This is a genomic window from Streptomyces sp. HUAS YS2, assembly GCF_033343995.1.
GTDB classification, from domain to species: Bacteria; Actinomycetota; Actinomycetes; order Streptomycetales; family Streptomycetaceae; genus Streptomyces; species Streptomyces solicathayae.
In genome coordinates, this window is the sequence record NZ_CP137573.1 from 7,823,760 (window position 1) to 7,846,253 (window position 22,494).

The window sequence follows — 22,494 nt, forward strand, 5'->3', positions numbered from 1 at the left end:
ATGAGCAGCACGTCAGCCGACGTGGACGAGCTGCGGCGGCTGATGCCGCCGCCGGCCGGGGACACGCGGCCGGTCGACTGGACCCGGCTCGCCGACACGTGGGAGCGGCCGTTCCCGCCGGACTACCGGCGCTTCATGGCCGAGTACGGCCCGGGAACGGTGCAGGACTACCTCTCGGTCCTCGAGCCGGAGCCCAAGGGTCCGCTCGACCAGGCCCGCATGGACGGGATGCTGGAGGAGACGGCGAACGCCGAGGACGAGTGGGCCGACGGCGGAAAGTCCCCCGAACTGGAGGACACCGAACCGCTGTTGATCACCTGGGCCGTCAGCGCCAGCGCGGACCTGCTGTGCTGGGACGCCACCGACCCGGACCCCGCCAAGTGGCCGGTCCTCGTCAACTACCGCGGCAAGCTGCGGTGGGACCGGTACGAGGGCGGCATGGCCGCCTTCCTCACCAAGGTGCTGAAGGCGGACCTCCCCGACTGCCCGCTGGGTGACGTCACCCTGTGGGGCCGGGGCAGCGCCGACTTCGTACGGCGCGGCTGAGACGGACGCCGCGGTGCGTGGGACCGGGAACGTCCGGTCCCACGCACCCCGGCGGGCGCGACGAACGGCTCAGTACACGTGTCCGACATGGGCGAGGGCCTGCTTCAGCAGGACGCCGTGCCCACCCGGCATCTCGCTCTGCACGGCGGCCGAGGCCGCTTCCTGCGGGCTGAACCAGACCAGGTCCAGCGCGTCCTGACGCGGCCGGCAGTCACCGGTCACGGGCACCACGTAGGCCAGCGAGACAGCGTGCTGGCGCGGGTCGTGGAACGGCGTGACGCCGGCCGTCGGGAAGTACTCGGAGACCGTGAACGGCTGTAGCGAGGAGGGAACACGGGGCAGGGCCACCGGGCCCAGGTCCTTCTCCAGATTGCGCAGCAGCGCGTCACGGATCCGCTCGTGGTGCAGGACGCGCCCTGACACAAGGGTCCGGCTGATCGTCCCGTCCGCACCGATCCGCAGGAGCAGTCCGATACTGGTCACTTCGCCGCTGTCGTCCACGCGCACGGGAACGGCCTCGACGTACAGAATGGGCATCCGTGCACGGGCGACGTCCAGCTCGTCCGTGCTCAGCCAGCCGGGTGTGGTCTCGGTCATGTCGGACATCGCTTGATCATACTTCCTGGGCCGGGCGGTGGCCCAGAATCGCGTGTCTGCCAGGCGGGTGGGTGTGGGGCAGCTCCTTGAAGGGGATGGGACAGGGTTGACCTTGACGCGTGGGGGACTGGACAGGGTTGACCTTGACGCGTGGGTCAAGGGTTAGCGTCGCCGCACCTCGCAGTGGACACCTACCGAGCCGCTGCCCGGAAACCGCCCAGGAGTCTGATCATGAGCGCGACGCTGCCCCGAACCGTCCGTGAGGTCCGTCTGGCCACCAGTCCGTCGGGACTGCCCGCAGAGGAACACTTCACCGTGGTCGAGACGCCGTTGCCCGAGCCCGGACCGGGCCAGGTGCTCGTCAGGAACCGTCACTTCCTGGTCTTCCCCGGCCTGCGTACCCTCATCGGCGGTGAGACCGACGGCGTGCCGCTGCCTGCGCTGCGCAGCGGCGACACCCTGTTCGGCCCCGCCGTCGGCGAGGTCGTCGCCGCGTCGCCCGACAGCCGGTTGCGCCCGGGCGACCCGGTGGCCCACCTGCTCGGCTGGCGTGAGTACGCCCTGCTGCCCGCCGCCGAGTGCACGCCGCTGGGCGACGCGCTGCCCGATCCGGTGGCGCACCTCGCCCAAGGATCGGCGGCCTATGGTGCGTTGACCCGCCTTGCGGGGGTGCGCGAGGGAGACGTCGTCTTCGTGGCCGGAGCGGCGGGAGCGGTGGGTTCCCTGGCGGGGCAGATCGCCCGGCTGCTGGGCGCCGGGAAGGTGATCGGGAGCACCGGCTCGCCGTGGAAGGCGGAGCGGCTGGTCCGCGAGCTGGGCTTCGACGCGGTCGTGGTCCGCGGCGCCGGATCCGTCGCGGCGCAGCTTGCGGAGGTGGCGCCCGAAGGCATCGACGTCCTGGTGGACACGGTCGCCGGCGAAGACCTGGTCGCGGCAGTGGGTGCGGCGCGCCAGGGCGCGCGGTTCGCTCTGGTCGGCGCCCTGTCCGGGCAGCTGTCCGCGCAGGGTTCGGGCGGCAGCGCCCCGGTGGAGATCGATGCCTTCCGACTGGTGGTGAGGGGAGTCTCGCTGCGCGGGTACAGCGGTGCGGACCATCCTGATGTGGAGGAGGAGTGGACCGGCCGATTCGGTGACTGGCTGCGGTCCGGCGAGATCACCTTCCCCCACTCGCGGATCGCGGGCATCGATCGCGCGCCGCGGGCGTTGCAGGAGTTGATCGCGGGCAGGCACTTCGGGGCGGTCGTGGTCGAGCTCTAGCAGCCGCGGCCGGCCGGAGAGCGGGGGAGCGGGGATGGAGGAGCGGGGGAGAGATGCGGATAGGCGAAGCGGCAGCAGCGGCCGGGACGACGCCCAGGGCGCTCCGGTTCTATGAACAGCGCGGGTTGCTGCCCGCGCCCGTCCGTACGGCTTCGGGGCAGCGGGAGTACGGGCCCGGCGAGGTCGCGCGCGTCCGTGTCATCCGGGACCTGCTGAGCCTCGGACTCACGGTCGAGGACCTGCGCGAGTGTGCCGACCGGCTCCACCTGCTCACCGAAGACCCGCCCCCGCGCTGCGGATCCGTCGCGCATGGCTCTGTCGGTGCGGGCGCCTCCGGGGTCGTCGGCCGGAGACTCGCGGCGCTGGACGCCGAGATCGGCCGACTGGCCGCCCTTCGGGAGAGCCTCGCCCGGAGGGCGGCCGGGGACTGAGCGGGGGTCTGCGACCACGTCGCGGTGACGCCGCCCGGGCGACCTCGGACAGGCTCAGCTCTGTTCGTGGGCCTCGGTCTGAATCTGCTCGGTGGTGCCGCTCCCTCGGGCGGAGGACTCGCGCTCTCCGGCGCTGACGAGTCCGGTCTCGTAGGCGGTGATGACGGCTTGGACACGGTCGCGGAGCCCGAGTTTGGCGAGGATGCGGGCGATGTGGGTCTTGACGGTTGCTTCGGCCAGGTGGAGGCGGGTGGCGAGTTCGGCGTTGCTGAGTCCTCGGGCGAGCAGACCGAGGACTTCGAGTTCGCGCGGGGTGAGCGGGGTGAGGTCGCGGTGGAGCGCGCCCGTCTCGCTGCCGCCGTGTCGGGCGAACCGCTGGACGAGGCGGCGGGTGATGGCCGGTGCGAGGAGCGCGTCGCCGGTACGGACGGTGCGGACGGCCGTGGCGAGGTGTTCCGGCGTGACGTCCTTGAGGAGGAAGCCGCTGGCCCCGGCGGTCAGGGCCGCGTACACGTACCGGTCGAGGTCGAACGTGGTCAGGATGATGACGCGGGGTTCGCCCGGCGCGCCGGTCAGGATGCGGCGGGTGGCTTCCAGGCCGTCCATCACCGGCATGCGGATGTCCATCAGGATCACGTCGGGGCGCGTGCGGCGGGCCGTTTCGACGGCCTCGGCCCCGTTGGTCGCCTCGGCGACGACGTCGATGCCGTCGGCGGTGAGGATCATTCGGAATCCGGTACGGACCAGGGTCTGGTCGTCGGCCAGAAGCACACGTGGCGGTGCCTGCTCGGTCACGGTGCCTCCAGGGGGATCAGGGCTTCCACACCGTAACCGCCGGTCGGGCGCGGGCCGGCGGTCAGGGTCGCGTCGTAGAGGGCGAGTCGCTCCCGCAGCCCGATGAGGCCCCGGCCGTTTCCGGTGGCCGCGCCCGGGCCCGCGTGGCCTCCGGTGTCGGTGACCTCCACCCGGAGCAGCTCCGGTCGGTACTCGACCGTCACACGGGCGGTGGCCCCGGACGCGTGCTTCACGGTGTTGGTCAGGGCTTCCTGGACCACGCGGTAGGCGGCGAGTTCGATGCCTGGCGGGATCTCGCGGGGCGGGCCGGTCACGGTCAGGTCGACCGGCAGTCCGGCGTCCCGTACGCGTGCGACGAGAGTGTCCAGCTCGTCCAACCCGGGTTGCGGCGCCAGCTCGGCGTCGTCGTCGGCCAGGTCTCCCGCCTCGTCCGCCGGCCGGCCGTCACCGGTCATGGTGAGCAGGCCCATGACGTGGCGCAGTTCGGTCATGGCCGCCCGGCCTCCGGCCTCGACGGCGAGGAGGGCCTCGCCCGCCTGCTCGGGGGCGGTCGCCATGATCTTGCGCGCGGCACCCGCCTGAATGACCATCACACTGACGTTGTGGGTGACGACGTCGTGCAGTTCCCGGGCGATCCGCGCGCGTTCGTGCTCGACCGCCCGGCGCAGCGCCTCGGCCTGTTGGCGCTCCAGATCGGCGAGCCGGGCGCGGCCCTCGTCGGTCCGGAGTTTCCAGGTGCGCAGCCCGAGGGCGGCTCCCGCCATCGGGACCAGGATCAGCAGGACGACGTACTCGTTGGGGACGATCGGTGTCACCGAGTCCCCCGAAGTGCCGACCAGCAGGATCGACACCGGCAGCGCCGCGAGGGTCGCCACCCGGTAAGGGCTGTACACCGCGGCGCTGTAGACGGCGATCACGAACGCGTACAACGTCAGCCGCAGCACACTCTGGGGCGTCGCCAGGACCGCGACCGTCACGACGCACAGCACGGCGAGCGGGAAGCGGCGCCGCAGCGCCACCGCACCGGAGGCGATGCCCGCGAGGGCCACCATGAAGGCCATGCCGCCGGCGCCGGCGGGGCGCGGGATGGCGTACTGCACTCCGGGCGCGATCTCCCGCACCACGACGACGTCGGCGTTGTCGATGCCGTAGTGCACGGTGGCGATGCCGAGTATCAGCGCCACCAGTACGTCGAACTGCCGGCTGCGAAGGCTGAGCCGCAGTGGCGGACCGACAGGCGACCGAGCGTCGCGAACCGCCTTGCGGACGGCCTCGCGGCCGGTGAGGCCCGAGCCTCCCCACCGCTCCAGCGTCGTACGTACGTTCATCACCGGCTCATTGTCGCCCGGCCCCGAACCGCTCGTACTCCGCCTCAGCGGCCACTTCCCGGCGCCCGGCGTACTCCGGGCAGGTACATCGAAAGGATGACGTGCCGGCCGGTCATCCCGATGAGGTACGGCAAAGGGTCCGGGCGAGCGACGCGCACCGACCGGACGCGCTCCTAGCGTCCGGGGAGTCGGATGCCCGTACCCAAGGAGCCCTCCCATGACCAAGCCGGTGAACGCCTCATGACCATGCCGGTGATCGAACTACGCGACGTGAGCCGACGGTACGACGACGGCCCACCCGCACTGCACGACGCGACGCTGACCGTGCGGCCGGGCGAGGCGGTCGCGGTCCTCGGCCCTTCCGGCAGCGGCAAGTCCACGCTGCTCAACCTGATCGCGGGCCTGGACCGGCCGGACGCGGGGACCGTCACCGTCGACGGCGTACGAGTGGACCAGCTGGGCGAGGCCGGATCGGCCCGCTACCGGCGGTCGACGATCGGCATGGTCTTCCAGTTCTTCAACCTGCTCGACGACCTGACCGTCACCGACAACGTCGTCCTGCCCGCACGGCTCGCGGGCATGGCACGCGGCGAGGCCGACCGGCGGGCGGCGGAACTCCTGGACAGCCTCGGCATCGGCCGGCACGCCCACGCTTATCCGGGCCGGTTGTCCGGCGGCGAGCGCCAGCGCGTCGCGGTGGCCCGGGCACTCATGAACCGGCCGGCGCTGCTCCTGGCCGACGAGCCGACCGGGGCCCTGGACACGGCCGCCGGACAGGACGTCAGCAGGCTGCTCACCGACCTCAACGCCCAGGGCCAGACCATCGTCGTCGTCACCCACGATCTGGCTCTGGCCCGGTCGTGCACCAACCGGACGGTCCGGATCGCGGACGGCCGGATCACGGAGGACGCCGGGCCGCGGGCCGTTGTCGGCCCGGCCGTTCATGCGCAGGGGCAGACGCAGGCAGAGGTGCAGGCGCAGGTCCAGACGCAGGGACAGGCCGCCGTGGCCCCGGAGGCCGGCCGGTGAGCGCGCTCGGCAAGGTGGTGCGCTCGGGGCTGGGCCGACGCCGGGTGCAGACACTGGTGATCGGGCTCACCACGATGATGGCGGTGGCCGCCTCCGTGCTCGGCGGAACGCTGCTGGTGGTCTCCGACGCGCCCTTCGACGACGCGTTCGCCAGGCAGCACGGCGCGCACCTGTCCATCCAGTTCGACGCGAGCAAGGTGAACGCCGGACAGCTGGCGAAGTCCAGGGACGCCGAAGGGGTCAGCCACGCGGCCGGTCCGTTCCGTACCGCGACGGTCGCCCCCCGGACGGACGGGGCGGGCCCCGGGTGGCCGATGACCGTGGTCGGCCGCGGAGATCAGGGTCGGGACGTGGACGAGGTGACGCTCATCGACGGACGGTGGCCCGCGCGCCCCGGCGAGATCGCGCTCTCCACCGGCTCCCCGCTCCCCCCGATCACGGGAACGAAGATCACCGTTCCTGGTCTCCCCGGCGATCCGGCGCTCACGGTGGTCGGAGTGGCCCGCTCGGTCACGCAGACGGCCGACGCCTGGGTGGTGCCGTCCCAGATGCCGGCGCTCACCGCACCCGGCACCGGCGGCTTCCAGATGCACTACCGCCTGACCGCCGCGGACACCGCCGGGCAGGTCACCGCGGCCGGTAAGGCGGTGACGCGATCCCTGGCGCCGGGAGCGGAAGTCGGCCGTCAGTCCTGGCTGACCGCCAGGAAATCCGCCGAGCGCGACACCGCCCTGTACGTCCCGTTCCTCGTCGCGTTCGGCGCCCTGGGACTGGTCATGTCGGTGCTCATGGTGGGCAACATCGTCGCCTCGGCCGTCGGCGCCGCCACGCGCCGGATCGGCATCCTCAAGGCCGTCGGTTTCACCCCGGCCCAGGTCGTACGGGCCTACGTCGTCCAGGCGCTGATCCCGGCCGGGGTCGGCACCGCACTGGGGGTTCTCGCCGGTCACCTGTTGGCCGTCCCCGTACTGGCGGAGACCGAGGAGGTCTACGGCGCGTCTTCCCTGGCGATTGCCCCGTGGGTCGACCTGGCGGTGATCGCCGGGGTGCTGGGCCTGGTGGCGGCGACTTCGTGTGCGTGCGCATGGCGGGCCGGGCGGCTGCGTACCGTGGACGCGCTCGCCGTCGGCCGCAACGCGTCGGCGGGGCGCGGCCGGTGGGCTGCCCGCCTGGCCGGACGGCTGCCCGTGCCGCAGCCACTCGCGCTGGGCCTGGCCCGCCCGTTCGCGCGCCCCGCACGCGCGCTGGCCATGGGAACGGCGGTCCTGTTCGGAGCCATCGCCGTCACGTTCACGGTGGGGATGAGCGCCTCCCTCGGCGAGGTCATGAAGGCCAAGGCGCACGACGTTGCCGATGTCACGGTCCCGGCACCCCCGCCGGACCTCGGCTTCCCCGGCCCCGACCGAGGGAAGCAGCCCAAGGCGGATCCCGCCGCGGTCGCCGCGGCCGTCAAGGCCGCCCCCGACACCGGGAAGTACTACAGCGCCGCGACGGTACGGGCGAACCTCCCCGGCCTGACCGGCATCGTCGACGTGATCGCCTTCACCGGCGACGCCTCGTGGGGCGGTTACGCGATGGTCGCGGGCCGCTGGATCGAGCGGCCCGGCGAGGCCGTGGTCCCGACGCCGTTCCTGGCCGCCACCGGCACCCGCGTCGGGGACACCGTCACCATCAGCGGCCTTTCCGAATCGGTCAAGGTCCGCATCGTCGGAGAGGTCCTCGACCCCCGCAGGGACGGCATGCAGGTCTTCACCGACATCGCGACCCTCACGCCCGCACACCCCGACCTGACGGAGACGAGCCACCACATCGCGGTGAAGCCAGGCACCGACACCGCGGCCTACGTCGACCGACTGAACAAGAACCTCACCCCTCTGGGAGCCACCGCCCAGACCGGCGGACTCCGCGCCGGCGGCGACATGGTCGTCACCCTCAACGCACTGTCCGCCACCCTGACCCTGATGCTCGTGGCCGTCGCCGCGCTCGGCGTGCTCAACGGCGTACTCCTCGACACCCGCGAACGCGTCCGGGAACTGGGCGTCCACAAGGCCCTCGGCATGACCCCACGCCAGACCATCGCGATGGTCCTCACCCCGGTCGTCGCAACCGGCCTGGCCGCGGGCGCGGTGGGCGTGCCCCTGGGCGTAACCCTGCACGGCTGGGTCATGCCCGCCATGGCCGCAAGCGCCGGCCTCCGCCTCCCCGAGCCGGTCCTCGCCGTCTACCACACGCCCGAACTCCTCCCCCTCACCCTGGGCGGCCTACTCATCGCCACACTGGGAGCCCTCCTCCCCGCCACCTGGGCCGCCCGCTCCCAAACCGCCACCGCCCTACGCACGGAGTAGCAACACCCCCGGCCTCCCCCCGCCACACCATGCGGCAGGGGGTCGGGGCCCGCCCCCGGGCATGCAACGTATGGCTTTGACCGGCGGTGGCCTTCCCGTCCTCGTTCACCAGTCCCGGCCGGAGGTCAGCACCTCCGCATCCGCGTCCGTGAACCCGTACACGGACGCGACGAAGCAGAACTCGTCACAGATGCATTCCCGCGCGACCGTCTCGATCTCGCTCCCGGCCGCTACGAACTCCCTGTCCAGCAGGTTGAACTCCTCCGTCGCAGCCTGGGTGAGTGCATACAGGCTCTCCAGGTCCGACGGCCGCTTGTCCTCAATGCGCTCGCACAGCCGCAGCAGGATCGCCTTCCCCTGGTCAACCACGTGATCAGGGAAGTACAAGTCGTCGTACATCTCCCGCAGGAACGCGCGTCCAACTACCTGCTGGTTGGTGATCGCCATGGCACTTCCCTATTTCCGCGAAATCATGACGTGCCGATCATGCAGAGCACCACTGACAACGACACCCCTCAATGGGCGCCAGAGGCAACGCGAGCAGGACTCTTGGTCGGGTACCATGCGGGCCATGTCGAGTCCTGAGTCAGACACGTTGGGGGCTTTCGGTCACGCCGTCAGCCCCCTGAACCACTGAGTTCGTAGTCCTGCCGTCTCGCCGCGTTCTGCGGCCGGACGAGTGAGCCCCTGGGGGCTGACCGCGGTGACGAGATGACCTTCTCGTGCTTCTCCTCACCTCGGAGCCACTCGATGCCTCTCCCGCTGTATCTGCTCGCCGTGGCGGTCTTCGCCATGGGCACCTCGGAATTCATGCTCGCCGGCCTCTTGCCGGACATCGCCTCGGACCTCGACGTGACAGTCGGGACAGCAGGCATGCTCACCTCGGCCTTCGCGATCGGGATGATCGTCGGTGCCCCGCTCATGGCCGGGCTTGCCCGCAACTGGCCCGGACGGTCCAGCCTCCTGGGGTTCGTCCTCGTGTTCCTGACAGCCCACGTCGTGGGCGCGGCGACCTTCAGCTTCCCGGTCCTGGTCATGACGCGGGTGGCCGCAGCACTCGCGTACGCGGGGTTCCTCGCCGTGGCGCTGACGACCGCCACCACGCTGGTCTCGCCCGACAAGAAGGGATGCGCGCTCGCCGTGCTGCTGTCGGGCACCACGGTGGCCACGGTCGCCGGTGTCCCGGGCGGATCGGTGCTCGGCACGCTGCTCGGCTGGCGGGCCACTTTCTGGGCCGTCGCGGCTCTCTGCCTGCCTGCAGCCATCGGCATCGTCAAAGGCATCCCGGCGCGACGCGTGCAGAAGATTGCTGCTGACGGGCCGGCCCTGCGATCGGAACTCGCGCAGCTCAAAAGGCCGCGGCTGCTCCTGATCATGCTGCTCGGCGCCGTGGTGAACGCGGCGACCTTCGCCGGCTTCACCTTCCTCGCCCCCGTCGTGACCGACACCGCCGGGCTGGAAGAGCTGTGGATCTCCGTCGCCCTGGTGCTCTTCGGTGCCGGATCCTTCGCCGGGGTCACCGTCGCCGGCCGGCTCTCCGACCAGCACCCCGGCCCGGTCATCGCGGTCGGAGGTCCGCTGCTGCTCATCGGCTGGCCGGCCCTGGCCGTGCTGGCCGACAAGCCGGTGGCGCTGCTCGCCCTCGTGTTTGTCCAGGGCGCGCTGTCGTTCGCGCTGGGCAGCACGCTGATCACGCGGGTCCTCTACGAGGCGGCGGCAGCGCCCACCATGGCCGGCTCCTACGCGACTGCCGCGCTCAACGTCGGCGCTGCCGTCGGACCCCTCATCGCCGCGACGACCCTCGGCACGGCAGCCGGGAACCTCGGGCCGCTGTGGGCAAGCGGACTCCTCGTCCTGGTCGCGCTCCTCGTCGCGTTCCCCTTGCGCGGTGTGATCGCAGCGGGTCGGAGCGAGGCGCTCCGGTGACGCACGCGAACGCCCCCTTGACCATCGAGGGACGACGAAGGCCGGCAGCAGCTAGCGGACGGGGTAGCCGTAGGTGTGGCCCTGTTCCTTGAGTCGGGGCAGGAGTGTCCGCAGGGCTTCGACGGTTTGGGAGCGGTCGCCGCCGGCGTCGTGGAAGAGGAGGGTCGGTCCGTTGGGGAGTTCCCGTTCGACGGTGGCGACGATGGCGACGGTGCCGGGACGCTCGAAGTCCTTGGTGTCGACGTTCCAGCCGAGGGGGCGCATGCCTCGGCCGGCGGCGAGCGTGCGGCTGTAGGGGGTGAACGCTCCGCCGGGTGCGCGGTAGTAGACGGGCCGTACGCCTCCGGACGCCTTGGTGATCATGGCTTCCGCGTCGAGGATCTGCTGCTTCTGGTACGCCTGGGAGGCCTTGTCCATGGCGGTGTTGTGCGACACGGAGTGGTTGCACAGACGGTGTCCGGCCGCGACGACCTTCTTCACGAGGTCCGGGTGGGCCTGGGCCTGCGTCCCGACCATGCAGAACGTGGCCTTAACGTCGTACTCGCGTAGCACAGCGAGTACTTGGGGGGTCCAGACGGGGTCCGGGCCGTCGTCGATGGTGATGTTGATGCCCTGCGGTCCCGCGTCGGAGGCGTGCGCGATGGACACGTCGACCGGCTTGACGACAACCCCTGGCGTGGCCGGCGTGGCCGGCGCTTTCGCCTTCGGCGGAGCGTCGCTCGTGGGGCCGGCTTGCGCGGTCCACACCGACGCGCCGGTCGCCAGGATCGTCACCCCGAGCGCCGCCCCGACCAGCTTGCCGTACCAGCCCCGCCCAGCACCGTGCCGCGCCATGTCCGCCCCCACTCTCTCCCGCAGTGCCCCACCGGCCCCTGGTCGCGGTGCGACCACCTGTCAGGACGACGCTTGGCGGCCAGGGGATGCGGCTGTTACCGACCACGGACAATTTCGGGAGCGTTCACGGACAACCATCCGCGAGCAGCAGCCGGAACTACGCCGCTCGACCCGATCCCGCCCCGCCAGAGTGTCCACCGGCACCCCCGTGCCGTCTAGTGGACGGGCGTCTTTCGCCTGGTCGCTGGGAAGTGTCAGCCGCCCACAAGCTCCGATGCCGGCCGGTCCCACGCGCTCACGTTCCGAACGACAGAAGGGTGGCTGCTCAATTTGAGCAGCCACCCCGCGGGCGCCGTGCTGGAACACGGGATACCCAAGCCCTGTTTCATGGTGCAGCCACGACGCCAGGGAGCGTGTGGCTAGGAGAGTGGCATCGCGGGTGCCCTGAAGGCAATGCGCTCTAGACGGAAATGAATGAAAGATCTGGGCCGAACGCTGTGACCTGAGGCTTTGCGTCGCGTGGGCACGAGATCAGCCACCGATCGGTCCGAGACGGCCATTTCGCGCTGAACGCCCGCGTATCAAATCCCCGCTGAGAGTGGCGACAGATTGTGATGGCCGCGGCGCCGGTGAGAGGATCTCACCGGCTGACGACAGGACTGGAATCCTACTCGGCCGATCAGAGTGCAGCCACGACCAGTCAACATATTCAAGGGAGTTGTCCATGCGTCTAGTCCCCCCGTCCCGTGACACCGGTGGACCTGTGCCGGATCGAGCGCTCACTCCCGGTGAGCTCCTCATCGTCGTTGTCGTCGTCATCGCCGCGGCAGCGCTGGCCGCGTACGGACTGCCGACGATCGGCGCCCTCGAGTTCATCGCCGGTGCACTGTACGTCGCCTGTCGCTCCGTCATCGCACTGCGTTCCGCCTCTCAGCGGCCCTCTGAAGCCGCCTGACCCGCATGGGGCGGCAGGAGAATGCCGTCGCCGCGACCACACGGCAGGCCGAGGCGCTGGCGCAGTGGCTACGAGCCCAGCGCCGGCGCAGCGGCCTGACCTACGCGGCCATGGCGAGCAAGGTCGGCTACGAGTTCACCGCCTCGATGTTCTCCCGCGGTGCCAGCGGGCGGGCCGTTCCCTCCCGCAGGCTGGTCACGGCGTACGCCCGAGCCTGCGACGCGGACGAGACCGACGCCCTCAAGCTGTGGAAGGCGGCACGCAAAGCAGCCGAGGGCCAACTTCGCGGCACGGGCAAGGCGGAGGAGTTCGAAGACCTGGCCGATTCGATCGACCGGCATCTGTCGCACCCCCACTTCATAGAGACGCTCGACCAGCTGCGCCGCGCCATGATCCAGCTGCGTGCCACGGAGGGGCAGCCCTCGCTCGGCTACCTGCAGGACCGGGCAGGACGGTGCGGCGACGGCCGCCACCGCCTCCCGAAGAGCAGCCTGAGCGTCGTCCTGAGGGGCGCGGCCGTTCCCCAGCGCGCGCACATCACGGCATTCACCCAGGCCCTCGGGCTCTCCGCCCAGCGTGTCGCCATGTGGGAGCAGGCCTGGGACCGCGTCATGCAGCGACACCCGCGCGCCCCGGCCGCCCGACACCACAACCGGCGCCTGACGGCGGACCGGACAGAAACCTTCCTTGTCAACCCGCCCACAGCACAGGCCGAGACACCCCGGGGCAGGATCATCGTGCGGTCGGTCATGCAGGACGCCACCGAGCTCGTCCTGGAAGGCGACGCCCTGGACAGACCCCTGGTCGGCGGACCCCAACGCCCCAATCCCCCCAAGGGCTACACCGCGCGAGGACTGCCCATCCGCTCACCCCGCCGCTACAGACTGCCCAAGCACCGAGGCCCCCGATTCACCGTCTCGCGGCACGGGACGGGGGGAGCAGCCGATGACCTTTCGTGATTCCGGATTTCCGGCCTGACGAGTCGACTTCGGTGGGACGGGGACGAGTCCGGGCCGGCTGCGGTGCCGACGGGATTCGAACCCGCGGACAGTCAGGGGCAGGCCCGCCCCGTCCCTGTCTGTCGCCGTGAGCGGAACCTCGCCCACGACGATCGCAATGGGCCGCTCTGCCACGGCACCGCAACCTACGGGAATACGCGCCTTCCCGCTGCGAGCCAGGGTAGAGACAGTGTCCTGTGCCGACGTACTCCTTTTCGGGGACACGATGTCTCGCGGGGCGGGGCGGGCCGCTGCGGGCCGGGCAGGTCGCGCCCGGGCTCGCTCACTCCTCCGGACTGGCCCGCCGCCGTCGCAGGGCCTGACCGGTGCCGCGACGGCACCCCCGAACCGTCCCTAGGAGAGCACCCATTGGGGCGGGTGCCCCGGGTTGGCCGGGCAGGTGAAGACGTGCAGGTCACGGTCCCGGCCGAAGCGGAGCCGAGTGGGCTGGGCAACGGACCAGCCGCCCTTGACCGATGCCAGCCCCCGCAGGGACGGGTCCCGGTCCTCCAGCGGCATCCAACTGTGCGAGCCGGCGTCCATCTCCTCGCCGCCGGCCGTCAGCAGCAGTCGCATGGGGGTGGCGCAAGACGCGCAGTCGATGGACATCGGGCCCGTCGACGCCCAGCTGGGATAGCCGCCGACCCGCCACCCGGGCGGGATCGAGAGGTCGGACTGGTAGTTGGGGGCGTCGGGGCCGTGCTCCGCTGCCTGTGCGTCGTCCCAGGAGTCGATGAGAGCGATGAGCGGGGCGGGCAGCGTGTCGTCCTCGGCCCACGGGTAGGTGTCCACCTCTTCGGGATGCAGGACGCACGGCTCGGGCAGTTCGTGCTCCCAGCGCAGCAGCGGCACTTCGGGCGTGGCGGCGAGGAAGCGATCAGCGTGCTCGGTCTTTGCCGCGTGGCGCCACCGCAAGTGGTAGCGACGGTCCAGGTACGGGCTGTGGGCGAACGGGCAGCGGAAGAGCTGCACCAGGTCCGCACCGTCGGGCCCGGCGGCCAGGCCCGGGACGTCCCGGCGGAAGATCTGAGCGAGCCCCATGAACGGCACGGGCCCGTCCTCCCCGGGCGTCCCGGCGCCGCCGGGCCACGCCTGGCTCCGCGGCCACTCGTCCGCGGCCCGGGCGCGGCGGAACTCGTCCGGCAGATACCCCTCGGTCTCGGGGTTGTGGCGCTCGCGGCAGACCGGCCAGGGTTCACCGTCCGGCCACAGCATCGGCCCACCGACGTGACTGTCGCGCATGCCGGGCCGCCCAGGCCGCGGGTGCAGCCGGGTCGTCCGGCTCCGATAGGCGGCCAGGTCCGGAAAGACGGCTTCCACGGAGACCGGTCTGGCCGGCGTGGTCCTGATCATGAGCAGACCGTACGTGGCCGAGAATCCGCCCCGCGAACGGATTTCGAGCAGGCCCGTCCAGAGCCGACATGTGGCCGCTCCGGTTCAGCGCTCGAACACGGCAAGGTGGAGACGGGCCTGCGGGTGCTGGTCAACGGTGCGCGCGGCGGTGCCGGCGGCTTCGTCACGCAACTTGCCAAGTACGCGGGGGCCGAGGTGATCGCCACGGCCGGTCCCTGGAGTACCGCAGCGGTCCTGCGGCAGGAGGCGGATCACGTCATCGACTACACCGCCCGACCGGTGACTGCCGCCCTCGACGGCCGCCAGGTCGACATCCTGTTCAACCTGGTCCCGTTGAGCCCGCAGGACGCCGCAGCTCTGGTGCCGTTGGTACGGCGGGGCGGGCGGATCGTGTCGATCGCCGACGTCCACCGCCTCGGCCAGGCCGGCCGGATCCGCGGCAAGGTACTCATCCGGCCGCCACACGCCGTCCAATTCCCCAATCCCAGCGCGGGCCTTGGTCACGCGTCAGGCGGTGGGGCAGGAGCCGGGGGTGTGGCCGAAGGTGCGGCGGTAGACGTCGATGAAGGTGCTGGCGGATGACCAGCCGCATCGGTGGGCGACCGTGGTGACGGGGGTGTGGTCGGCCAGGAGGATCAGCGCGTGGTGGAGCCTGATCTGGGTGCGCCATTGGCGGTACGTCAGGCCGAGGTCGTCGCGCAGGCGGCGGGAGAGCGTGCGGGCGCTGGCGCCGATCTGACGGCCGAGTTCGTCGAGGGAGCGGTTGTCCGCCGGGTCGGCGACGAGGATGTCGCGCAGTTCGCGGAGCAGGGGGCTGGTGGGTGTCGGCAGGTGCAGTGGCTGCTCGGGGGAGATGCTGAGCTGGTCGAGCATGACGGCCCGCAGGCGCCGGCGGGGCGGGCTGTCGTCCTCCGGCGTACGCGTGTAGGCGACGATGAGTTCGCGCAGGAGGGGGCTCACCGCGAGGACGGCCGGTTTGTCGAGGCCCAGGGGGTTCTCCGTGGCGGGCAGGCCGACGAGATGCAGGTCGAGTTCGCCGTGGGCCTGGTGGTGGTGCACGGTGCCCGCCGGGATCCAGATCGCGCGGGTGGCGGGGGCGACCCAGGAGCCGGCGTCGGTGGTGACGGCGATGGTGCCCTGGCTGGCGTAGGCGATCTGGTGGTCGTCGTGCCGGTGGGCGTCGATCTCGCTGCCGGACGCGAGACGTTGGGTCCGGGTCGGTGCGACGGGGGTGTGGCGGATTTTCTGCATTAGTTGGCAATCTATCGAAAGCGGGACACCGGCTGTGTCTTCCAGCATGGGCGGATGCGAAGGAACACACCGATCACTCTGCTGGCCGTGGGCCACGCCTGCGTCGACATCTACCAGGGCGCCGTCGCGGCGCTGATCCCGTTCTTCGTGGCCGAGCGTGACTACGGCTACGCCGTCGCCTCCGGCATCGTGCTGGCCGCGTCCCTGCTGTCGTCCGTGGCCCAGCCGCTGTTCGGCGCGCTCACGGACCGGCGGGCGATGCCGTGGCTGTTGCCGGTCAGCACCCTGCTGGGCGGCGTGGGCATCGCGCTGAGCGGCCTGAGCGGCTCGTACGGGCTCACCCTGGTCTTCGTCGCGATCTCCGGGATCGGTGTCGCCGCGTACCACCCCGAGTCCGCCCGTGTGGCCCGGCTGGCGAGCCGGGGCAGCCACAGTGCGATGAGCTGGTTCTCCCTCGGCGGCAACATCGGCTTCGCGCTCGCCCCGATCATGGTGTCGATCGCGGTCGGACACGGCTCGCTGCACTGGACACCGGTACTCGTCCTGCCCGCCCTGGTCGGTGCCGCCCTGTGCGTGCCGGTGCTCCGGATGCTCGACGGGCAGCGGGCCGGCACCTCCAAGACGTCGCCGGTCGAGGGCGCCGACGACGTCGCTTCGTTCGTGAAGCTGTCCCTGGCGGTGGTATTCCGCTCGATCGTCTTCACCGGCCTGAGCACCTTCATCTCCCTGTACGCCCAGCAGCGCATGCAGGGCAGCACCACCGCGGGAAGCGTCGCCCTGTTCCTGCTCTTCCTGGGCGGCGCCGTCGGCTCGGTCCTCGGCGGATCCCTGGCCGACCGCTACGACCGCGTCCGCGTCTCGGGCTGGTCGTACCTGATCTCGATCGTCGCCGTCGCGGGGGTGGTCTTCGTGCCAGGACCGGCCATGTTCCTGTTCGTGGCGCTCACGTCCGCCGGCCTGTACGTCCCGTTCTCGTTGCAGGTCACCCTCGGCCAGGACTACCTGCGCTCCCGCATCGGCACCGCCAGCGGCGTCACCCTCGGCCTCGCCGTCAGCATCGGCGGCCTCGTCAGCCCCCTGCTGGGACGCCTCGCCGACTCCACCTCCCTGCAGACGGCCCTGGCCCCCCTGATCGCCATGCCCACCCTGAGCTGGCTGCTCTTCCGCACCCTGCCCGAACCCGCTGCCGTCGAGCCCCAGTCCGCCGCACCCGTACGACAGGACGCCTGAACCCGAGTGAGCCGGCGCACTCTTCGGCGACGAAGGTGTGGGGGCGTTCTAGGATCCGGCCGGGGGTGGGATTGATGTTCGTCAACCTGTACGAGGTGGCTGGTCCGCTCGAGGGCGAGCGGCGGAAGCGGCGGGTCTTCCTGGGGTTCGTCGGGACGGCGCGCGGGTTCGGGAGCGCGGCGATGCTCGCGGCCATGGCGGCCGTGGCGCTCGCCTGGTGGCGGCCGTCGGCGCCGGCGAGCCCGGTGGTGATCGCGCTGGGCCAAGTGGCCTTCGGGTGCGCGGTGGTGTGGGTGCTGGTCCTGTTCGCGGCACGGTGGTGGCTGCGGGTCACGGTCATGGACCGGCGGGAGCGCCGCGGGTGGGGGAGCCGCAGGTGGGGGAGCGTGCGCCGTCGGCGTACCAGGCCGCGTGGACCGAGCCCGTCCCATTGGCCGGGCGGCGAGGACTGGTGGCCGGCGGTCACGGTCCTGGTGTTGCTCTTCTCCTTCCTGGGCGTTTCCGCACTGGCGCTCGCCCTGGCCTCGGTCGACGATCCGGGGGCCGCGGAGCGGCTCCGGTGGTGGGTCACGCTCCCGCTGCTCGGGCTCGGTGGCGGCGTGGGCGGCATCGTCGCCTGGGCCTGCGTCACGGGTCGGGAGCAGAGCCACGTGGCGTGCTGGTCGCCGTGGGGCGCGCTCTGGCGCGTGACGGTGTACACGCTGCCCGCGCTGCTCGCCGCGCCGTTCCTGATCGGCGACCGGCATCCGTGGACCGCCGCCTTCTCCGACGGAAACGAGCAGATGCCCGGCTTCTTGGCCGGCCTCGCCGGGCTGTGGCTGATCATCGCGCCGATGGTGCACCACGAGAGGTCGGCGCCGGGCGGGGGCGGCGGCGGGGACTGACACGGCGGAGCGCCGCCCCCGAGGTCGGGGCGCCGGCTCGTGGCGGCTCCGTCAGGGGTACTGGCGGGCGGTGTTCAGTCCTTGCGCCCTGTGGTGGCGATGGTGACGCCGAGCCCGATCATGGTGAGCCCGCCGATCCCACCGACCACGGAAAGCCGCTGCGGTGAGCGTGCGAACCAGTCCCGGGCCGTGGCCGCGGCCAGTCCCCACACCATGTCGGACGCGATGGCGATGAGGTTGAAGACCAGGCCCAACACCAGCATCTGCACGGCGACGCTTCCCTGACCCCGATCGACGAACTGCGGCAGCACGGCGGCGAAGAACACGATGGTCTTGGGATTGGTCACGCCGACCGCGAACCCCTCCCAGAACGTCCGCAGCCCACCCTGCGCGGCCTCCACCCCGGAGACCGCTGCCTGCAACGACCCACGCTCACGCCATGCCTTGACGCCGAGGAACACCAAGTGGGCGGCACCGGCCAGCTTGAGCACCGTGAAGACGAGTACGGAACGCTCGACGACTGCCCCAACCCCCAGGGCCACGGCCACGATCAGCACGTAGGCCCCGAGCGTGTTCCCCGCAACCGTGGTCAGCGCGGCGCGGCGCCCCTGCGCCAGCGCCCGCCCGATCACGAAGAGCACGCTGGGACCGGGAATCACGATCAGCAGGAACGACATGGCCGCGAAGGCGAGTAAACGATCGGTAGACACCTTGACTTCCTCTCCCTTGATGAGTGAGGGGGATTCCTACGGCTCGCGCCGTGGGGTTTTCTGCTTCATCGCCGACTGCCCGCCCGGAGTTCTCCGTTGAGGTCTTACACCGGCTCCACAGACTGTCACGGCCAGCCCGGCCGCCAGAAGGTTCTTCGCCGCGTTCACGTCCCGGTCGTGGACCGTCCCGCAGCCGTCACACGTCCAGGTACGGACGCTGAGCGGCATCCTCTCCCGCAGTGCGCCGCAGTGGGAGCACAGCCTGGAGGAGGGGAAGAAACGGTCGACCGCGATCACTTCCCGCCCGTACCAGGCGGCTTTGTACTCCAGCAGGGAGCGGAACTCTCTCCAGCTCGCGTCCGAGATGGCTCGGGCGAGTGTGTGGTTCTTGACCATGTTCCGCACGGTCAGGTCCTCGATCACGAGCGTTTGGTTCTCACGCACGAGTCGGGTGGTCAGCTTGTGCAGGGTGTCCCGCCTGCGGTCGGCGATACGGGCGTGGATCTTGGCGACCTTCCGCCGGGCCTTGGCCCGGTTGGCCCCGTCGCCCTTGGCCTTCTTCGCCAGAGCCCGCTGGGCCTTGGCGAGCCGTGCGCGGTCGCGGCGTTCGTGCCGGGGGTTGGCGATCTTCTCGCCGGTCGAGAGAGTCAGCAGGCGGTTCAGGCCGACGTCGATCCCCACCGCCTTGTCGGTGGCGGGGAGCGGCTTCACGGACGGGTCGTCGCACAGCAGGGAGACGAACCAGCGGCCCGCACTGTCCTGCGACACGGTCACCGTGGACGGCTGCGCCCCGGCAGGGAGTGGACGCGACCACACGATGTCGAGCGGCTCGCTCATCTTCGCCAGAGTCAGCTCACCCTTGCGGAAGCGGAAACCGGAGGTGGTGTACTCCGCCGACTTCCGCGACTTCTTCCTCGACTTGAACCGCGGGTACTTGGCCCGCTTGCCGAAGAAGTTCGTGAACGCCGCCTGCAAGTGCCGAAGACACTGCTGAAGCGGGACCGACGACACCTCTGCCAGGTAAGCCAGTTCCTCGGTCTTCTTCCACACGGTCAGCATCGCCGACGTCTGGTTGTAGTTGACCCGCTCCTGCCGGGCCCACGCCTCGGTACGGGCGGCAAGAGCCAGGTTGTAGACCTTGCGGACACACCCGAACGTGCGCGACAGCTCGGCCGCCTGCGCATCGGTCGGAAAGAAGCGGTACTTGAACGCCCGCTTCACGCACGCAGTAGTCACGCTCACAAACTAGCGGGACACCAGCTGAACACCAAACCCGCGGGTCAGTGCACTGCGATCCGCCCTGATGGCCAATCCCTGCCCCATGCCCTGCTCCGCAGGAGACTCGTTCCTCCCCCGGCTGAAGCCGGGGGCATCCCGAGAGCAATCAGGCGAAGCTCATGCAAACACGGGCCCCCTTCCAGCCGAATTCCCCATTCCCCATGGCCGTGGATTCCTGCACGCGCAGGCTCGCCCTGACGTGGCGCGACCGCCATCGGCGTCTGTCCCCGATGGCGGTCGCGCCCGTGTGTCAGTTGAGCCGGGTGGTGGCGTAGGCCTCGATGGCGTCGCGTTGGTAGGCGGCCAGGCCGGGTGCGATGGACTCGTACGCGGCGCGCCAGGTTTCGTTGTCGACGACGTGGCGTCCGATGGCCCGGTAGTCCTCGGCGGTGACGGCGCGCAGTTCGGTCAGTGCCTGGTACTGGGCGTCGATCTCGGCCTGTACCGGGGCGGCGTCGGCCGGGTGGCCCGCGGCCATGAGCTCGGCGAGCCGGATCATCTGCGCGGTGCGCTGACGGTGTGCGGTGTCGGCGTCGGCCTGGGACATCGTGGCGGCGCGTCGTGCGACCTCTTCGGCGAGCTCGGGGAAGTCGCGCATGTTCTCCTCGTACTGGGAGGGTGTCACGCCTTCGAAGAGGTTCTCCGGGCGGTTGATGGTCACGGGTTTGCCGTCCTTCCTGGACTGCTCCAGTTCGGCGATCGTGCGGGAGACGGTGCCGGCCAGTGCTTCGAGCCGGTCGCGTTCCGCGAGGAGGCGCTGATGGTGGCTGCGCAGGGCGTCGACCTCGTCGACCTGTTCGGACAGGATCCGGCCGATCTCCGGCAGCCCGACGCCCAGTGCCCGCAGCACGAGGATCTGCTGCAGACGCAGGAGCTGGCGCTCCTCGTAGTAGCGGTGACCGTTGGCGCCGATCCGGGCCGGCGGCAGTAGGCCGGTCTCGTCGTAGTGGCGCAGGGTTCGGGCGGTGACGCCCGACATCCGGGCCACCTCCGCGATCGGCCAGTCCATCACGCCTCCTGCACGTGTGTGTCGCCGGGCCGGTGTCTCCGGCCCTGGTCACGACGGTAGGAGCTGCCGCAACGGCAACTTCAACCCCGAGACGCAGGGGCGGTTCATTTCCGGGCGGTCCTGTAGGCCGCCACGGTCTGTTCCAGTGCCTTTTCGACCGGGGTTGCGGTGGCGCCGAGCCGGTCTCGGACGAGGCTGGAGTCGACGACGAACGGTTCGGCGAACTCGTACTGCATTTCGATGAGTTCCCGGACCGTACGGTTCACCGCGCCCAGCGCGTACAGCGCGAACGTCGGCATGCGCCGCAGTCGGGGGGTGCCCGGGCGGCCGGTGGCGCCGTGGGCGAGGTGGACGAGTTCGCGGGTGGTGCGGGTGTCAGGGTCGTTGGGGAGGTGCCAGATGCGGCCGGGGGCTTCGGGGTGGGTGCCAAGGAGGGCGAGTCCTTCGCCGATGTCGGGGATGTAGGTGTACGTATGCGGCTGGTCGGGGTCGCCGAGGACGGTGGCGGTACGGCCCGCCAGGAGGGCGGGGAAGACGAGGTCGCCGAGGTTGGACTGGGCGCCGCCGCGGGGTCCGAAGTAGTCGGAGGCGCGACCGATCGCCACCTCGACGCGCCCGGCCCGGTGCGCGGCGAGCAGGTCCTGGGCCATGCGGCCGCGCAGCCTGCCCTTGCGGGTGGTCGCGGCGTCGGGGGTGTCCTCGGTGAAGGGCAGGCCCGCGGGCGGTCCGTAGCTGTAGACGTTGTCCATGGAGACCATGCGGGCTCCGGTTGCCTCGGCGGCGGCGAGGACGCCGGCCTGGAGCGCGGGGAATTCCTGCTGCCAGCGGTGGTAGGGCGGGTTGAGTGCCTGGTAGACGACGGCCGCGCCGGCCGCGACGGCGGTGGTGAACGCAGGGTCGGCCGCGTCGCCGGCGGTGACCTCGACGCCGTCGGGGACGTCGGCGTGGCCGGAGCGGTTGACGATGCGGACGGACTCGCCCTGGCGTACCAGGGCCTCCGCGACGGCGGTGCCGACGGCGCCGGAGCCGAAGATCACGTGGCGGGGGGTGGTGTGCTTCATGCGGCGACCTCGCGCAGGGAGTGAGGGCCGGTGTTCCGGCCGGGAACGGGGGCGGGAAGGAGTCGGTGGAGCAGGACGCCGGACAGGGCGCTGAAGGTGAGGGCGCCGGTGGCGCCGAAGACGGTGAACCGCGCGTCCACCCCGACTCCGGCGAGGGTGGTCACCGTCCAGCCCGCCGCCCACAGCACCGGCATCGCCGCCGCCCAGAGCCACCGTAGCCGGGCGGCGTGCGGCAGGGCGCAGGCCTGTGCCACGCCGAGCAGGACGCCCTCGGCGGCGCCCATGAGGGCGAGCGAGCCGAGGTCGGTGCGGTAGCCGAACAGGGCGGCGCCGAGCAGGAGTCCGAGCCCGCTGCCGGCCGCGGTGGCCGCGGCCCACCGCGGCCGGCTGAGTCGGCGGAAGGAGGCGAGTGCCTGCCCGGCGCCGATCACCGCCCCGGTCACCACGCCGCCCAGCAGGGCGCTGGTCGGGTCGTCGACCGGACCGGCCACGGCGCGGCCGGCGAGTCCGGCGAGGGGGAACGCCAGGAATCCGGCCGTCCACCGGATCCAGGCACGCCAGGCAGGGCTCCGAGGGCCGCGGAGGGGGACGCGCACGGGGACGCGCATGGGGATCACCTCCAATTTCTGTACGCTGTGCAAATAATGTACGCCGTGCAAAAATGATTCGTCAAGGAC

Annotated in this window: 23 protein-coding genes and 1 tRNA gene; 11 read left to right on the forward strand and 13 right to left on the reverse strand. The window is 71.2% G+C overall.

Translation table 11 applies throughout. The features are described from left to right. The gene (locus R2D22_RS35810; protein WP_318109475.1) at window positions 1–546 is read left to right on the forward strand and encodes a hypothetical protein; all 546 of its coding nucleotides are present in this window, start codon (window positions 1–3) and stop codon (window positions 544–546) included. Between the two features lie 69 nt (window positions 547–615). Here R2D22_RS35810 and R2D22_RS35815 read toward each other — a convergent pair whose 3' ends face one another. Further along, window positions 616–1,143, reverse strand: coding sequence for an NUDIX hydrolase family protein (locus tag R2D22_RS35815; protein ID WP_318110181.1), 528 nt, complete (start codon window positions 1,141–1,143; stop codon window positions 616–618). Window positions 1,144–1,374: 231 nt separating this feature from the next. On the opposite strand from R2D22_RS35815, the gene R2D22_RS35820 reads away from it, so the two are divergent. Both R2D22_RS35820 and R2D22_RS35825 read left to right on the forward strand, forming a co-directional pair. Further along, window positions 1,375–2,400 (forward strand): MDR family NADP-dependent oxidoreductase, encoded by a 1,026-nt coding sequence (locus tag R2D22_RS35820; RefSeq protein ID WP_318109476.1) that lies wholly within the window; start codon window positions 1,375–1,377, stop codon window positions 2,398–2,400. Between the two features lie 53 nt (window positions 2,401–2,453). After that, window positions 2,454–2,831: a MerR family transcriptional regulator gene (locus tag R2D22_RS35825; protein WP_318109477.1), complete on the forward strand. Its 378-nt coding sequence runs from the start codon at window positions 2,454–2,456 to the stop codon at window positions 2,829–2,831. Between the two features lie 54 nt (window positions 2,832–2,885). On the opposite strand, the gene R2D22_RS35830 is transcribed toward R2D22_RS35825, so the two are convergent. Both R2D22_RS35830 and R2D22_RS35835 read right to left on the reverse strand, forming a co-directional pair. After that, complete coding sequence (locus tag R2D22_RS35830; RefSeq protein WP_318109478.1) at window positions 2,886–3,626, reverse strand: response regulator transcription factor; 741 nt, start codon at window positions 3,624–3,626, stop codon at window positions 2,886–2,888. Next, complete coding sequence (locus R2D22_RS35835) at window positions 3,623–4,954, reverse strand: sensor histidine kinase (RefSeq protein WP_318109479.1); 1,332 nt, start codon at window positions 4,952–4,954, stop codon at window positions 3,623–3,625. The genes R2D22_RS35830 and R2D22_RS35835 overlap by 4 nt, the downstream gene beginning before the upstream one ends. Window positions 4,955–5,194: 240 nt before the next feature. On the opposite strand from R2D22_RS35835, the gene R2D22_RS35840 reads away from it, so the two are divergent. Both R2D22_RS35840 and R2D22_RS35845 read left to right on the forward strand, forming a co-directional pair. Then, window positions 5,195–5,983, forward strand: a complete 789-nt coding sequence (locus tag R2D22_RS35840; RefSeq protein ID WP_318109480.1) for an ABC transporter ATP-binding protein — start codon at window positions 5,195–5,197, stop codon at window positions 5,981–5,983. Next, complete coding sequence (locus tag R2D22_RS35845) at window positions 5,980–8,328, forward strand: ABC transporter permease (protein WP_318109481.1); 2,349 nt, start codon at window positions 5,980–5,982, stop codon at window positions 8,326–8,328. Before R2D22_RS35840 ends, R2D22_RS35845 begins: the two co-directional genes overlap by 4 nt. Before the next feature lie 105 nt (window positions 8,329–8,433). Here the strand turns inward: R2D22_RS35845 and R2D22_RS35850 are convergent, their stop codons facing one another. Further along, complete coding sequence (locus tag R2D22_RS35850; protein WP_318109482.1) at window positions 8,434–8,775, reverse strand: DUF5713 family protein; 342 nt, start codon at window positions 8,773–8,775, stop codon at window positions 8,434–8,436. A gap of 303 nt (window positions 8,776–9,078) precedes the next feature. Here R2D22_RS35850 and R2D22_RS35855 point away from each other — a divergent pair, with 303 nt between their 5' ends. Then, window positions 9,079–10,254 carry a Cmx/CmrA family chloramphenicol efflux MFS transporter gene (locus R2D22_RS35855; RefSeq protein WP_318109483.1) on the forward strand — a complete coding sequence of 392 codons (1,176 nt, stop codon included), beginning with the start codon at window positions 9,079–9,081 and terminating at the stop codon, window positions 10,252–10,254. A 51-nt stretch (window positions 10,255–10,305) separates the two neighbouring features. Here the strand turns inward: R2D22_RS35855 and R2D22_RS35860 are convergent, their stop codons facing one another. Next, window positions 10,306–11,088, reverse strand: coding sequence for a polysaccharide deacetylase family protein (locus tag R2D22_RS35860; protein ID WP_318109484.1), 783 nt, complete (start codon window positions 11,086–11,088; stop codon window positions 10,306–10,308). A 724-nt stretch (window positions 11,089–11,812) separates the two neighbouring features. On the opposite strand from R2D22_RS35860, the gene R2D22_RS35865 reads away from it, so the two are divergent. Together R2D22_RS35865 and R2D22_RS35870 are read left to right on the forward strand one after the other, a co-directional pair. After that, entirely contained in the window at window positions 11,813–12,043 is a 231-nt protein-coding gene (locus tag R2D22_RS35865; protein WP_318109485.1) for a hypothetical protein, read from the forward strand. 5 nt (window positions 12,044–12,048) lie between these two features. Further along, window positions 12,049–13,002 (forward strand): helix-turn-helix domain-containing protein, encoded by a 954-nt coding sequence (locus R2D22_RS35870; protein ID WP_318109487.1) that lies wholly within the window; start codon window positions 12,049–12,051, stop codon window positions 13,000–13,002. A gap of 61 nt (window positions 13,003–13,063) precedes the next feature. On the opposite strand, the gene R2D22_RS35875 is transcribed toward R2D22_RS35870, so the two are convergent. Together R2D22_RS35875 and R2D22_RS35880 are read right to left on the reverse strand one after the other, a co-directional pair. Then, a tRNA-OTHER gene (locus R2D22_RS35875) sits at window positions 13,064–13,182 on the reverse strand. 213 nt (window positions 13,183–13,395) lie between these two features. Further along, the gene (locus tag R2D22_RS35880) at window positions 13,396–14,394 is read right to left on the reverse strand and encodes a hypothetical protein (RefSeq protein WP_318109488.1); all 999 of its coding nucleotides are present in this window, start codon (window positions 14,392–14,394) and stop codon (window positions 13,396–13,398) included. 105 nt (window positions 14,395–14,499) lie between these two features. Between R2D22_RS35880 and R2D22_RS35885 the strand changes: the two genes are divergently transcribed. Then, window positions 14,500–14,976 carry a zinc-binding dehydrogenase gene (locus R2D22_RS35885; RefSeq protein WP_318109490.1) on the forward strand — a complete coding sequence of 159 codons (477 nt, stop codon included), beginning with the start codon at window positions 14,500–14,502 and terminating at the stop codon, window positions 14,974–14,976. Here R2D22_RS35885 and R2D22_RS35890 read toward each other — a convergent pair. Then, on the reverse strand, window positions 14,902–15,645 hold the full coding sequence (locus tag R2D22_RS35890) for an AraC family transcriptional regulator (RefSeq protein ID WP_318109491.1): 744 nt from the start codon (window positions 15,643–15,645) through the stop codon (window positions 14,902–14,904). The genes R2D22_RS35885 and R2D22_RS35890 overlap by 75 nt on opposite strands. A gap of 54 nt (window positions 15,646–15,699) precedes the next feature. Between R2D22_RS35890 and R2D22_RS35895 the strand changes: the two genes are divergently transcribed. Continuing rightward, window positions 15,700–16,875 (forward strand): MFS transporter, encoded by a 1,176-nt coding sequence (locus R2D22_RS35895; RefSeq protein WP_318109493.1) that lies wholly within the window; start codon window positions 15,700–15,702, stop codon window positions 16,873–16,875. A 74-nt stretch (window positions 16,876–16,949) separates the two neighbouring features. Then, window positions 16,950–17,759: a hypothetical protein gene (locus R2D22_RS35900; protein WP_318109494.1), complete on the forward strand. Its 810-nt coding sequence runs from the start codon at window positions 16,950–16,952 to the stop codon at window positions 17,757–17,759. Between the two features lie 74 nt (window positions 17,760–17,833). Here the strand turns inward: R2D22_RS35900 and R2D22_RS35905 are convergent, their stop codons facing one another. The 5 genes from R2D22_RS35905 to R2D22_RS35925 all read right to left on the reverse strand — a co-directional run bounded on the left by R2D22_RS35905 (window position 17,834) and on the right by R2D22_RS35925 (window position 22,425). Then, window positions 17,834–18,436 (reverse strand): LysE family translocator, encoded by a 603-nt coding sequence (locus R2D22_RS35905; RefSeq protein ID WP_318110183.1) that lies wholly within the window; start codon window positions 18,434–18,436, stop codon window positions 17,834–17,836. A 69-nt stretch (window positions 18,437–18,505) separates the two neighbouring features. Next, the gene (locus R2D22_RS35910; protein WP_318109495.1) at window positions 18,506–19,711 is read right to left on the reverse strand and encodes an RNA-guided endonuclease InsQ/TnpB family protein; all 1,206 of its coding nucleotides are present in this window, start codon (window positions 19,709–19,711) and stop codon (window positions 18,506–18,508) included. Between the two features lie 286 nt (window positions 19,712–19,997). Then, on the reverse strand, window positions 19,998–20,756 hold the full coding sequence (locus R2D22_RS35915; RefSeq protein ID WP_318109496.1) for a MerR family transcriptional regulator: 759 nt from the start codon (window positions 20,754–20,756) through the stop codon (window positions 19,998–20,000). 104 nt (window positions 20,757–20,860) lie between these two features. Next, complete coding sequence (locus R2D22_RS35920; RefSeq protein ID WP_318109498.1) at window positions 20,861–21,817, reverse strand: NAD-dependent epimerase/dehydratase family protein; 957 nt, start codon at window positions 21,815–21,817, stop codon at window positions 20,861–20,863. Further along, window positions 21,814–22,425 (reverse strand): hypothetical protein, encoded by a 612-nt coding sequence (locus tag R2D22_RS35925; protein ID WP_318109499.1) that lies wholly within the window; start codon window positions 22,423–22,425, stop codon window positions 21,814–21,816. The genes R2D22_RS35920 and R2D22_RS35925 overlap by 4 nt, the downstream gene beginning before the upstream one ends. Between the last annotated feature and the right edge of the window lie 69 nt (window positions 22,426–22,494).